The 13,246-nt window shown below is 56.2% G+C and carries 10 protein-coding genes and 1 pseudogene (1 of these 11 cut by a window edge); 8 read left to right on the top strand and 3 right to left on the bottom strand.

The window, feature by feature from the left end; genetic code table 11:
• Nucleotides 1-1,053, top strand: partial view of a GSU2403 family nucleotidyltransferase fold protein gene (locus tag QD461_RS31665; protein ID WP_414091085.1) — the 3' portion only. Its footprint begins 6 nt before the window's first position; the window shows 1,053 of its 1,059 coding nt (coding positions 7-1,059); its start codon lies off the left edge, out of view; the stop codon is at nt 1,051-1,053.
• 134 nt (nt 1,054-1,187) lie between these two features.
• Here the strand turns inward: QD461_RS31665 and QD461_RS31660 are convergent.
• Nucleotides 1,188-1,498: pseudogene (locus QD461_RS31660) on the bottom strand (hypothetical protein); the annotation flags it as partial.
• Nucleotides 1,499-1,615: 117 nt separating this feature from the next.
• Here QD461_RS31660 and QD461_RS31655 point away from each other — a divergent pair.
• The gene (locus tag QD461_RS31655; protein WP_414091080.1) at nt 1,616-1,885 is read left to right on the top strand and encodes a hypothetical protein; all 270 of its coding nucleotides are present in this window, start codon (nt 1,616-1,618) and stop codon (nt 1,883-1,885) included.
• Nucleotides 1,886-2,080: 195 nt separating this feature from the next.
• On the opposite strand, the gene QD461_RS31650 is transcribed toward QD461_RS31655, so the two are convergent.
• Nucleotides 2,081-3,388 carry an ATP-binding protein gene (locus QD461_RS31650; RefSeq protein WP_414091079.1) on the bottom strand — a complete coding sequence of 436 codons (1,308 nt, stop codon included), beginning with the start codon at nt 3,386-3,388 and terminating at the stop codon, nt 2,081-2,083.
• A gap of 25 nt (nt 3,389-3,413) precedes the next feature.
• Entirely contained in the window at nt 3,414-4,097 is a 684-nt protein-coding gene (locus tag QD461_RS31645) for a response regulator transcription factor (protein WP_414091078.1), read from the bottom strand.
• A 135-nt stretch (nt 4,098-4,232) separates the two neighbouring features.
• Here QD461_RS31645 and QD461_RS31640 point away from each other — a divergent pair, with 135 nt between their 5' ends.
• The 6 genes from QD461_RS31640 to QD461_RS31615 all read left to right on the top strand — a co-directional run bounded on the left by QD461_RS31640 (nt 4,233) and on the right by QD461_RS31615 (nt 13,219).
• Entirely contained in the window at nt 4,233-4,904 is a 672-nt protein-coding gene (locus tag QD461_RS31640) for a response regulator transcription factor (RefSeq protein WP_414091077.1), read from the top strand.
• Nucleotides 4,905-5,157: 253 nt separating this feature from the next.
• Complete coding sequence (locus QD461_RS31635) at nt 5,158-6,240, top strand: efflux RND transporter periplasmic adaptor subunit (RefSeq protein ID WP_414091076.1); 1,083 nt, start codon at nt 5,158-5,160, stop codon at nt 6,238-6,240.
• Nucleotides 6,237-9,335, top strand: a complete 3,099-nt coding sequence (locus tag QD461_RS31630) for an efflux RND transporter permease subunit (RefSeq protein WP_414091075.1) — start codon at nt 6,237-6,239, stop codon at nt 9,333-9,335. Before QD461_RS31635 ends, QD461_RS31630 begins: the two co-directional genes overlap by 4 nt.
• A 458-nt stretch (nt 9,336-9,793) precedes the next feature.
• Entirely contained in the window at nt 9,794-10,546 is a 753-nt protein-coding gene (locus QD461_RS31625) for a F0F1 ATP synthase subunit A (protein WP_414091074.1), read from the top strand.
• Nucleotides 10,547-11,170: 624 nt separating this feature from the next.
• On the top strand, nt 11,171-12,295 hold the full coding sequence (locus tag QD461_RS31620; RefSeq protein WP_414091073.1) for a cupin domain-containing protein: 1,125 nt from the start codon (nt 11,171-11,173) through the stop codon (nt 12,293-12,295).
• Between the two features lie 12 nt (nt 12,296-12,307).
• Nucleotides 12,308-13,219: a fumarylacetoacetate hydrolase family protein gene (locus tag QD461_RS31615; RefSeq protein WP_414091072.1), complete on the top strand. Its 912-nt coding sequence runs from the start codon at nt 12,308-12,310 to the stop codon at nt 13,217-13,219.
• Nucleotides 13,220-13,246: the final 27 nt, after the last annotated feature.

Genomic DNA, 13,246 nt, shown 5'->3' with positions numbered 1-13,246 from the left:
CAGATTGATCTCATGTTCCGGACCATGGTCGCTGAACTTCAGCAACGGGCATTCGATGACGATTGGGCGGAGGACTTCCCCCCGTCAGGTAGATTCGTGCCTGTCGCAGTCGATGGGCGACGTTATTGGTATTTCGACCAGCCCGATGGTGAGGGAGGGCAGAAGCGCCGGTATGTCGGGCCCGCCGACGATCCCTTAATTTCGGAACGTGTCGAAACGTTCAAGGGCGAGAAGTCGGACTACAAGGCCCGCCGCAAGTTCGTTTCCACGCTGACGCGGGAAGCTGGTTTAATAGTTGCTGATCGCTTCACCGGCGATGTCGTACAAGCACTTGCTAAGGCAGGTCTATTCCGACTGCGCGGTGTTCTTATCGGCACTGTCGCTTTTCAATGTTACTCGGCATATCTCGGCATCCGCCTGCCGTCAGCAGCGGTCCCGACAGGTGATGCAGACCTGGCTCAGGATTTTGCAATCTCCGCCGAGGTAGCCGATTCCCTGCCGCCGATCCTCGATCTCCTGAGAGCACTTGATCCAACGTTTCGGGCTGTTCCGCACATCAGCGGGAGCCCTCTATCTCATGCCTTCCGGAACCAAACCGGCTACCGGGTCGAGTTCATGACGACGAACAGTGGAGCGGAAGAATATTCCGACAAACCTGCCAACATGCCTGCTCTCGGTGGCGCGTCGGCTGAGCCACTAAGATTCATGGATTTCTTGATCCGAGATCCCGTTCGTTCGATCTTGCTACATGGTCCCGGGATCTCGGTGGTCATCCCTGATCCTTGCAGGTATGCAGTGCACAAGCTTATCATTGCCGGCCGCCGCAAAAATGACGCTGGTGGGCAGGCTAAGCGGGATAAAGACCTAAGACAGGCAGGCATGCTATTCGATGCCCTGCCGATGACAGGTCATGGGCCCACATTGGCTGAAGCATTGGAAGAAGCATGGGATCGCGGACCTGCATGGAAGCTTGCTATCTCAGAGTCGGCTGAAACCGTGCACAAAGAATATTGGGGCGCTGTGAATCGGATGGTTGGCATTCTCAAGAGATAAAGATAAGTCCGCGTGATAAGGCATATGGATTTCGCGCCGTTAGCCTCCAGGCGTTTCGCCGGCGAGCTGACGGTGCCCGCCGGTATCGCGTGATCGCGGCCTACCACCATCTTAGGCGATCGGCATGGATATGATCACGCCGCTTCCCAAACTTGGTTCAGAATCTTGGCCGCAAGTGCCGCCTGTCATGTGGCAGAAAACGACCGTAGTGCTGCTGCAGGGCATCTGGAGTATCCTGAATGGCATAGCTCGCCTGCTCGTAGGAGCCTGTCTATTTCAGGATATGTGTCGCAAGGATATCCCGCAGGTTATGTGGCAGCAGGCCCTTGATGGCGCCGCGACTGGAGTAGGAATTATAAATTCCGTATCGTTGGATCACCGTCCGCCAAGCCTCGTAGAACTTCGTCGAGTCATAGGCTGCGTCGAGGCTTGTTGTCTTCACTGTTCATTTGCGTTGCGATTTCACCTAGATTTGCGTATCGTCGTGCCCCTGCATCAATACTGATACAACCAATCCTTCAATGGTTTGACCGGAACTGGATGGATCATTGATAAATGAAAAATGGGTCAGAATGCAGTGAAACTCTACAGGCTGGTCTACATCCCGACCAGACCTCTCGGTGCATCCTTTGGCGACTTGATGTCTCAGCCTATGCAATATGGCGGCCTCGGCTTCAGCACGATCACAACCAGCGCAATATTTCTCGCTGCGATCGTCGGCTTCATGAGCCTCCGGCAGGAAGGCGATGAACTGACCGACGTCGACATAGATGGCAAATCGGCAACAGCCACTGAACGGGGAGGGTTGGCTACCGCCGAAGAAGAAGTCTGAGGTAAGAGGAGTATCCGCGCCAGCGCTATTATCAGGGTATCTCAATTGCGTACCCTTTGTTGGAGCACAGACATCGCGCTTCGCGTTGTCGCCCATGTTTCCTTTGCAAATCAGCTCTCGGCTTCAGTCGCCCTTCCGATGAATGTGAGGACGTCAGCCCTGGGCGATCAACGTGGAGCGCATGCCAAAGCGGTGCTATACGGTCGCAAGACGCACACAAGTGCCGATATGCGGCGCCGTGATTTCAAGACGCATCCCATGAAGCCTGGCAATCGCTGATACGAGGCTTAGCCCGAGCCCATTTCCCGGAGCATGCCGGCTTTTCTCAGCTCGATAGAAGCGGCGAAGCACGGCGTCGGCATCTTCTTTACGGATCCCTACGCCGGTATCCTCGACGGCCACGGTCGCGCCGTGTCCGTTACTTTCAACGCGTACGATCGCGCTTCCATTCCTCGGTGTGAACTTGATTGCATTGTCAATCAGATTGGCGATTGCTTCGAAGATCAGACTGGGATCACCCGAGATGATCGCGGGATCATTGCTGCTTGATGCATAGGCGAGGGCGACACCGCATTCTTCGGCCGCAGGTTCGAAGAACTCAACTGCATCGCGCGCTATTGCCTTCAGGTCGATCTCGACGAAACCGGATCGTCGCAGCCCGTCTTCCACTTCCGAGATGCGTAGAAGCGCACTGAACGTCTTCAAGATGCCGCGAATTTCGTCTAGCGCTTCATCAACATAGCCGTGATATTCCTCAATACTTGTCGCGCGCCGGCGCGCGCGCTCAAGGCTTGCGAGAAGGCGGGTAAGCGGCGTACGCATGTCGTGGGCGATGTTGTCGCAAACGCCCTTTACCTCCTGCATCAGGCGCTCGATTTCATCGAGCATTTCGTTGACGACTTTAGCGAGACGATCAATGTCGCCGCCGGCGCGACCCGTCGGCAGTCGCTGCTTGAGGTCGCCTTTCATGATTTGCGCTGCTGCGTTGGACATGGCGTCGAGGCGCCGAACCGCTCCCAGGCCAACTGCGACAGCACCGGCGAGACCGAGTATCGCTGTCGTCAGCGACGCGAAAAGCGTCGCGTTTTCAAGACGCTCCCGGAACTCGCGTTGCTCATGTAAACTTTGCGCAACGAGGATTGAATCACCATCGGCGCGGCGATGCAGCATTCCCCTATAGTGGTCCTTCTTTAAGGCGCTGTGATCGGCAAAGTCGAAGGGAGCGTCGAAGACAGGTTTTTCCGGAAAGGCAAGCGGGATGCCGGCGATGAGCTTGCCGTTCTGGTCGAAGAGCGAAAATGGGCGCTCGTTATTCGTCTGATCCTTACTCCGCGCCGCAAGGCGTGAAATGACGGCATCTTGCGGCAGGCCTTGAATCGACTGCATTTCGCGCGTCAACCATTCGTCGCTTCTCTGATCGAGAAACCCCTGCATTTGCCAATCGACAAACAGAAACAAGGCGCTTGCCGCAGCACCAAAGACGAGTAGAAAAGCAAGGGCCAATCGGAACCCGCTCGTCCTGAAAAGTTCAATTGGTCGCATCGAGAACATAGCCTGAACCACGAAGCGTTCGGATCAAAGGCACAAGGCCAGGCAGATCCAACTTCCTGCGAAGTTTACTGATATGGACATCGATGACATTCGTCGCCTCCCCATAGCGATAATGCCATACCTCCTCAAACATCATCGTGCGGGTCACGATTTGACCCGAGTGTCGGACGAGATACTCAAGCAACTGATACTCACGTGGCAGAAGATCGATAGCGTTGCCGGCCCGGGTGGCGGTATGGGTCAGCAGATTGATTTCAAGATCGGCGACCCTCAGGATCGTTTCTTGAGTGGCACTGGTGCGGCGACGCATGAGAACATCCAGTCGTGCCGTCAGTTCCAGGGCTTCGAACGGCTTCGTTAAGTAGTCGTCCCCGCCCGCCTTGAGGCCCCTTACTCTTTCGTCAACCGCAGAAAGGGCGCTTAGGATGAGAACAGGCGTCTGGACAGAGGCTGCACGCAGCGCAGCCAGCATCCCGAGGCCATCGAGGGTGCCAGGCAACATGCGATCGAGAACGATCGCGTCAAATGTGCCGGAAATCGCCTTGACCAGTCCGTCCCGGCCGTCGAGCGACTGAGTAACGGAGCAACCATGGTCCACAAGCGCCGCCTCGATTTCCGATGCGGTCCCCACGTCGTCCTCGACCACGAGTATCTTCGACACATTTCCTCCAAGAACGCTGAGTAGTTTCTGCCTATTGTCTAGATAATCAATATTGAATGTTCGTTCGCCTGAACATGAAATCAATTTCATCTTTGGGAAGGCGTGGAGCGAAGTGTAATCTTCAACGAGGATTGAATGCGCCTACTGGTAGTTGAAGATGATGACCGAAGTGCGGCCTATTTGAAGCGAGGGCTCTCCGAATGCGGGCATGTCGTCGATCTCGCAGGCGACGGTGAACTCGGTCTCGCACTTGCAATGGAGCTGATCTACGATGGCTTGATCGTGGACCGGCTGCTTCCCAAGCTCGATGGCCTGGAACTCGTCAGGCGCCTTCGCGAGATGAAGGTCAACGTTCCCGTGATCATGATAAGCGCATTGGCCAGCACGGCGGATCGTGTGGAGGGACTGCGCGCTGGCTGCGATGATTATTTGGCCAAGCCCTTCTTCTTTTCCGAACTTCTTGCCCGCATTGAAGCAATCACCAAGCACTTCATCAACGAGGGTCATGAGACCATCCTGATTGTTGGCGATCTCTCTCTTGACATCCGGCGACGGATTGCGCGTAGGAAAGAGCGCATCATCGATCTGCAGTTCAGGGAGTTCTTGCTGCTGCAGGCCCTTATGCGCAACGCTGGTTCCGTCGTAACCCGTTCGATGATGCTTGAGGCAGCCTGGGATTATGACTTCGATCCTCGGGGCAACATTGTCGACATGCATATCCATCGGCTGCGCAAGAAGATCGACATGGGCTCAACGACGAGCATGATCATCACGGTTCCCGGCGCCGGATATCTCATCAAGCCTTAGGCCGCGGCTTTGCGAAACATAAATAATTTTTCATCCTGGCGCGAATTGGCAGCCACTTGCGATCCTTCACATTCCAGGGAGTGCGTTGCGGGTTCCCGGCCTGTGCGCAATTCCAAGCGCGTTATGGAGCATTGTCGTGGATAGAGCCCCTTCAGGGTCAAGCAGTTCAGCCAAATCAATTTATCTTCTGGGGATATGTGCTCTGGTGGCAGCGGGATCCGCTGCTGCATATTTTTACTGGCCTGAGCCTGGTTTGAGCAAAACCAGAGCCTCGGCGGTCGAACGCGCTCCGGTCCCAGTACAAACGGCAACAGCATCAATAAAGGACCTGCCGGTTGTCCGCAGCGGTCTCGGCATCGTCTCTCCCTTGACCGCGGTGGACGTAAAGGTCCGCGTCGATGGCCAGCTTCAGCACATAGCTTTCACCGAGGGGCAGGACGTCAACGCCGGCGACATCCTCGCAACGATCGATCCCCGCCCTTATGCGGCAGCCGTTGCCCAGGCGCAGGCGGACTACGACAAGGAACTGGCACAGCTTGCCCAGGCCAAGATCGATGAGGCGCGGGCGCAGAAGCTGACGACCACGGGCAGCGGCACCACTCAGGCGGCTCAGACGGCGGCGGCTCAGGTCCAGGTCATGGATGCGACGGCCGCCTCGGGAAAAGCGGCGCTCGATACCGCCAAACTCAATTTAGAATTCGCGACCATCACGGCCCCGATCAGTGGCAGGGTCGGTTTGCGCCAGCAGCAGGAGGGCGGTATCCTGCGAACAACTGACGCGACGGGAGTGGTGACCGTCACGCAGATGCGGCCCATCGCGCTTGAATTCGCGCTGACGCAGGATGATCTTCCCGATCTGATGGAAGGGCAGGCGAAAGCTCAACTGAGCGTCTCGGCCTATAGCCGTGACGGTGCCAAGCACCTTGCCGACGGAAAACTGAGTGCGATAGACAGTCAGGTCGATTCATCGACCGGCATGGTGAAATTGAAGGCCGTCTTTGCAAATGATGACCTGACGCTTTGGCCCGGAGAATTGGTCACTGCAAACATAACATTACGTACGGATGCGAACTCGACGGTTATCCCGTCTTCGGCGATACAGAATGGACAGGCCGGCCCCTACGTCTTCGTGGTCAAGCCGGGCAACAAGGTTGCCACAGCTTCCGTGACCACCGGAAACGCATATGCAGGCCTCACCGCAGTCACGCAAGGTGTCTCCAGCGGTGAAATCATCGTCACCTCCGGTCAATCGCGACTTGCCGACGGAACTATAGTTTCCACGCCGGGTGGTGACGGCAAGAAATTGGCCGCAACCGGCGAGGAGGCAGTTCAATGAACCTCTCCCAGATTTTCATCCAGCGTAGAGTCGGAACCTCGTTGCTGGCCGCAGGACTTCTTATTGTCGGCTCAATTGCATATAATTTGCTGCCGATCGCATCACTGCCTCAGGTGGACTTTCCCACAATCCAGATCTCAAGCTCTCTTCCCGGCGCCAGCGCGGAGACTATGGCGACATCGGTTGCGACGCCGCTCGAAAATCAGCTCTCCACCGTCTCGGGCGTATCGCAGATGACGTCGACGAGTTCGTCGGGGCGGACGTCGATTACACTGCAGTTCGATCTCACAAGGGATATCAATGCGGCAGCACAGGATGTTCAGGCTGCCATCAGCGCTGCCAGCGGCCAATTGCCCAAGGATCTCCCGGCCGCTCCCGATTTCCACAAAAGCAATCCGGCGGAAGCGACGATCCTGACATTGGCGCTCACGTCCGATCGGATTCCGACGACCGAGCTCGATCATTATGCCGAAGATATCATCGCGCAGCAGGTGTCCCAGATGAACGGCGTAGGGCTCGTGGATTATCACGGACCTCAACGACCGGCGATCCGAATTCAGCTGGACCCGGACAAGATTGCCGCACGCGGCCTAACAATGGAAGACATTCGCAGCACTGTCGGTGCCCAAACCGTCAATCAGCCCAAAGGACAGCTCGCCGGCAACGGACGTACCACGGTTCTCGATGCGACCGACCAGATCATGGACGTTCCCGCTTTCCGCTCGATGGTGATCGCCTACAAGAACGGCTCACCCATCCGCGCGGAAGATCTTGGCACCGTCTTATCGGCGCCGGAGGACGTCAATCAGGCTGCATGGCTCGAGGACAACCGGTCGGTGATGCTGGACGTCCACAAGATGGCCGGCTCGAACGTGCTTGACACGATCGACGGTATTAAGGCGAGGCTGCCGCAAATGGAGGCGGGGCTGCCAACAGCGATCAAGCTGTCGGTCGTCGCCGACAGGTCGGGAATGATCCGATCCTCGGTCAACGACGTGAAGGTCACCATCCTCATTACCATCGGCCTGGTCGTCTTGGTGATCTTCAGCTTTTTGCGGAACCTTTGGGCGACGATCATTCCGGCAGCGACAATTCCACTATCTCTGATCGGCACATTTGCCATCATGTATCTCGCCGGCTACAGTCTCGACAATCTCTCGCTCATGGGGCTGACCATCGCCGTCGGGTTTGTCGTGGACGATGCTATCGTCGTCATCGAGAATGTGATGCGTCATGTGGAAGAGGGCAGGTCAACCCTCGAAGCCGCCATTGAAGGTTCGCGCGAGGTGGGCTTTACCATAGTCTCCATGACCGTCTCGCTGGTTGCCGTTTTCATTCCGATCTTGTTGATGAGCGGGATCGTTGGCCGGCTCTTCCGAGAATTTGCGGTGACGATCAGCGTGGCAATCATGATATCTGGGCTGGTCTCACTGACGGTCACTCCGATGATGTGCGCCTGGTTGATCAAGCATGACCACGACAGGCCGCATGGTACGATTTTCCGTTGGTCGGAGGCGTTTTTCGAGACGTGCACGGCGGGATACGGAAAGATGTTGGATGTCGTCCTTCGCAACCGTCTTGCCATTCTTATCGTTGCGGTTGCAACCATGGCGGTAACGAGCTGGCTCTACATTTCCATACAAAAAGGCTTTATCCCGCAACAGGATACGGGATGGGTTCAAGGGCAGGCGCAGGCTGCGACTGACATTTCCTTCGCTGACATGTCGACCAAGATGCAAGCGCTTGCGCATATTGTCATGGTCGATCCAGCCGTCGACAACGTCGCCTATTGGATCAACCCAAGTCCGTCGGCCAGCGTCGGTCAGCTTCAGATCAATCTGAAACCTATCGGGACGCGGAGCTCAGCATCGGCAGTGCTGGCGCGTCTGAGAACGGCGACAGCTGGCATGGAAGGGTTGACCGTCGGCCTGCAGATTCGCCAGGACGTCCAGATTGGCGGACGATCTTCCGCTTCACAGTATCAATATACGCTCCAGGATCCAGATCCAACTGAGCTCGACAAATGGGCTGCGAACATGACCAAAGTTCTAAAGGGTCTCCCGGAGCTGCAGGATGTGATTTCCGACAAGCAAAAGGCCGCAACCAGCCTCACGCTCCAAATAGATCGCTCGACGGCATCTCGGCTGGGTGTGAGTGTTTCGCAAATCGACCAGACACTTTACGATGCCTTTGGACAGCGACAGATCGCGACAATGTATACGCAAGTCAGCCAGTATCATGTCGTCATGGAGCTAGCGCCGCAGTTTGCACTGTCGTCGGAGGCGTTGTCGCACCTCTATGTCAAGTCTTCCACAACTGGCAAGCTGGTTCCGCTCAGCGTGCTCGGATCGCTAAAGACCGGTGTTCTGCCGGTTTCCATCAATCATCAAGGATCCATTCCGGCGACGACGATCTCGTTTAATCTAAAGCCTGGCAGCGCCCTCAGCGATGCGGTGACGGCGATCAAGGCAGCCGAGACGAGTGCAGGCATGCCGGCCACCGTTATCGGGACCTTTCAGGGGACGGCACAGGCGTTCCAGGACTCGCTGAGAAGTCAGCCATGGCTCATCCTTGCGGCCATCGTTGCAGTCTATATCGTGCTTGGCGTCCTCTATGAGAGTGCTATTCATCCTCTGACGATCATTTCGACGCTGCCATCCGCCGGGCTTGGAGCCTTGTTGGCGCTCAAGCTGGCCAACCTCGACTTATCCATCATGGGGATGATCGGCATCATTCTGCTGATCGGTATCGTCAAGAAGAACGCGATCATGATGATCGACTTTGCGCTCGTTGCTGAACGAACGCAGAAGCTTGCACCGTACGACGCCATACGTCAGGCCTGCATGCTGCGATTCAGGCCCATCATGATGACGACGCTTGCCGCATTGTTCGGTGCGGTGCCACTGGCGCTGGGAACGGGGCCGGGATCCGAACTGCGAGTTCCGCTTGGTATTGCGATCGTCGGAGGCCTGGTTGTCTCGCAAGTACTGACGTTATTTACTACGCCGGTGATTTATCTGGCATTCGACAGCTTGCGAGTAAAGGTTGCAGGTCGACCGCCGTCGCGCCTTCAGTCGGTCATGGGTTCAAGCTGATAGTAATGTCACGATCGGCTCGGGGACCGATACGCTATTCGTCACAATAGCGCCTTTCACTGGAGCTTACTGTTCAACTCCGCAAGTTGACACTCGAACCTATTGTGACAAGGCGCGCCTCCGGTTCGAGTCTACTCAAGAGCGTATTGGTTTAAGTTTTCAAGACTGTGCGGTGGAGACAAAAGAAGGGCAGAGCATTTCTCGCCGGTGGCGGAACTTCTGCCCTTACCTTGATGTCTGCAACGTAATACGATGCGGATATGCGGAGCCAATTCGATAAACAGCGCGTTCGGCGATAAACCGGCCGCATTTTGTTTTGCAAGATAGGGCCGCCTGCGGTTGACATTTGTCGAAACGAGATTGGTACGCGTAAACCTCACCCGGAGGTGATACCCAAGAGGCTGGTTCCGCCATATCGAGTTTGGTAACGATGGTCGACAAATGGGAGAGAGCAAGACGTGACAAATGGGCCAACCCATCAGTTCCTGATCTACAAGATCGTGCCGATCCAAATCGACGGGTTCGATTTTTCGTTCACCAATGCTTCTCTCTTCATGGTGGCTGCGGCTGTCATCTCGGCGGGTTTTCTCTGTGTCGCCACCTCCCGTCGGAGCGTCATTCCCACCCGCTTGCAGTCCGCCGCAGAAATGTCTTATGAATTTGTCGCGTCAATGCTCGAGGAAGGAGCAGGGACCCAAGGAATGAAGTTCTTTCCAATGGTCTTCTGTTTGTTCATGTTCGTGCTGACTGCGAACCTTCTCGGCATGTTTCCCTATTTCTATACGGTTACGAGCCAGATCATCGTCACTTTTGCGCTGGCATTGTTCGTCATCCTGACCGTGATCATCTATGGCTTCAGGAAGCACGGTTTGGGCTTTCTGAACCTTTTCGTACCGCACGGCGTACCGGCACTTCTTCTGCCGCTGGTCGTGATGATAGAAATCATCTCTTTCTTGTCGCGACCGATTTCGCTCTCGGTTCGTCTTTTCGCCAACATGCTCGCTGGCCATATTACAATCAAGGTGTTTGCCGGGTTCGTCGCTTCTCTTAGCGCATTGGGCGCGCTGGGCGTTGGCGGCGCCATTTTTCCCCTGATCATGACCGTTGCCCTCACCGGTCTTGAGTTCCTCATGGCCTTTCTACAGGCTTATGTCTTTGCCTTACTGACTTGCTTATACCTCAATGACGCAATCAATCCCGGGGGACACTGAGGCATCTCGCTTGGGAATTGCAGCTCTGCCAATACGTTGGTGTCGCTTGTATGACGACGCTTTGGGTGAAGAGCTTACCTTTAAGTGCGTTTAAGAGCACTGCCTGAAAAATTCACCTCGAATATCATCTCGCAATATCCTGCAGCTGGCTCAAAAAAAGAGGCGCTTCATATACCTGCCTCAACCAGTGGGGTCATCACAGCCAGTCGGAAACAAGGGGCAGTTCAAGGCGAAATTCAACAGCCTATGCAATCATCTTCGAAACGCTGCGATTTTAGTCCACCGAACTTTGCTTAGTAATCAAACCCGAGGTGTCCTCTCTGGACCGTCAGTTGCCGGCGCGGCCCTCCTCGATCTCGCGGGGCAGATTGCCTCAGAGAGCCTCAGCGCGAGCGCTGAATGTATCTCTCCTAACCCATTCGCCTGCGAAGGATTGGATCAGGCACCATCCGCCTCAGAAGTACATTCGCCGCGATACAGTCGCGATGAACATGGCTACTAGAATTTCGGTTGGTTGTTTCACGGGCACAAGCTTTCGCGCTGGTTTGCATTTATATCTAAAATCTCTTTGATTTTATAAAATCATGTGTATTGTGGAAATTAAGAGGGTTAGGAGGATCTGTTATGAGCAACGCACGCGAAAACCATCGCGAGAACACGGCGGGCCGTGCAAATGTCGAAGACACCCCGGAGCTGCTGGCCTACTATGATGATCTGGAAAAGCATAAGGCCGGCGCCCTGTGGACGGTCGCCAACAAGATCGAGCCCTGGGAGCCCAAATCGGCGTCGGTGCCTGTTCTATGGCGTTATTCCGACCTGCGTGATCACGTGCTGCGCTCAGTCGAGTTGGTTACGCCCGAAAAGGCTGGTCGCCGTGTGATCTACCTCAACAATCCCGGTCGGCAAGATGTAGCGGCCGCGGTTGGTTGGCTCTATTCCGGCCTTCAGGTGATGCATCCGGGCGAGGCGGCCTCTGCCCACGCGCATTCCGCCTCCGCCTTGCGCTTCATCATGGAAGGATCGGGCGCCTATACCATCGTCGACGGTCATAAGATGACCCTCGGCGCGAATGATTTCGTTCTCACGCCAAACGGCACCTGGCATGAGCACGGCATTTCCGAGGACGGTACGCCCTGCATTTGGCAGGATGGTTTGGACATCCCACTGGTCAATGCGCTCGAAGCCAATTTCTACGCGGTGCATGAAGATTTGCGCCAGGCGGTGGGTCACCCGATAGATGACATGACGGCGACCTGGGGGAACCCTGGCTTGCGGCCGGCCGAAGGCAAATGGGGTCACGCCTATTCGCCGCTGTTCAAATATGAATGGGCGCCGACCTACGAAGCGCTCACCCGCTATGCCAAGGCCACTCCGGGTTCGGCGTTCGACGGCGTGTTCATGAACTATGTCAACCCGATGACGGGTGGGCCGGTCATGCAGACGATCGGCGCATCCATGCAGATGCTGCATCCGGGAGAGGCGACCAAGGCCCATCGACACACTGGCAGCGTCCTCTATCAATGCGCCAAGGGCAGCGGCTACTCCGTCATCAACGGCAAGCGGTTTGACTGGAAGGAGCGCGACATTTTCTGCGTACCCTCCTGGGCCTGGCACGAACATGCAAACGCGTCGGACCGCGATGATGCCTGCCTGTTCTCGTTCAACGACATGCCGGTCATGAATTCACTCGGACTCTATCGCGAACAGGCGTTCGCGGACAATGGCGGCAATCAGCCGATCAAGGAATAAGGAAGATATATCATGCGTCTTGTAACCTACCGAAGCGGAGCTGAGGCTGCGGCAAGGCTTGGCGTCATCCAGGGCGATATCGTCGTGGACGTGGCATTGCTTGGGCAAACGGTCGGTGTGGATCTACCCGACACGATGCTCGGCTTGATTGATTTCGGACGCATTGGCGTCGAGCGGCTGGGCGAAATCCTCAGCGATTGTCAGGGTCGCTACGCTGCGGGGACCGCTCAGCCGCTGGCCAATGTGAAGCTGCTGGCTCCCATTCCCCGTCCGCGCAAGAACATTTTCGGTATCGGCCTCAACTATGTCGAGCATGTCGCGGAATCGGCAAAATCGCTCGATACGTCTAAGGACCTCCCGAAGCAGCCGGTTATTTTTTCAAAGCCGCCGACGACGGTCATCGGACCCGGTGACGCGATCGAGCACAATGCGCGCATCACTCAACAGCTTGATTGGGAGGTGGAACTGGCAGCAATCATCGGCGTCACCGCCAAGCGCGTTTCCAAGGAGCAGGCGCTCGCTTATGTCTTCGGATATAGCGTCATGATCGACGTCAGCGCCCGTGATAATCGTCGCGCTGGACAATGGATCTTCTCCAAGGGCCAGGACACCTATGCACCCTTCGGCCCCTGCATCGTCACGGCAGATGAAATCCCTGATCCGCACGATTTGGATCTCTGGCTGACCGTCAACGGCGTGGAAAAGCAGCGTTCCAATACGCGTTTCATGCTCTTCGACGTGCCGACGCTGATTGCCGATATCAGCTCCGGTATCACGCTGGAGCCGGGTGACATCATCGCCACGGGTACGCCGGAGGGGGTAGGCGCTGGCCGCACACCGCAGGAATGGATGTGGCCGGGCGATGTCATCGAAGCCACGGTGCAGGGAATAGGCACGATCCGGCATCCTGTCGTCGCCGTCTGACGGCAAACAAAATCAAAATCGAAGCCT

Source organism: Rhizobium sp. BR 314 (genome assembly GCF_047445805.1).
In the GTDB taxonomy this organism is placed as follows: domain Bacteria; phylum Pseudomonadota; class Alphaproteobacteria; order Rhizobiales; family Rhizobiaceae; genus Rhizobium; species Rhizobium lusitanum_B.
This window is presented reverse-complemented; position numbering and strand designations above follow the sequence as displayed.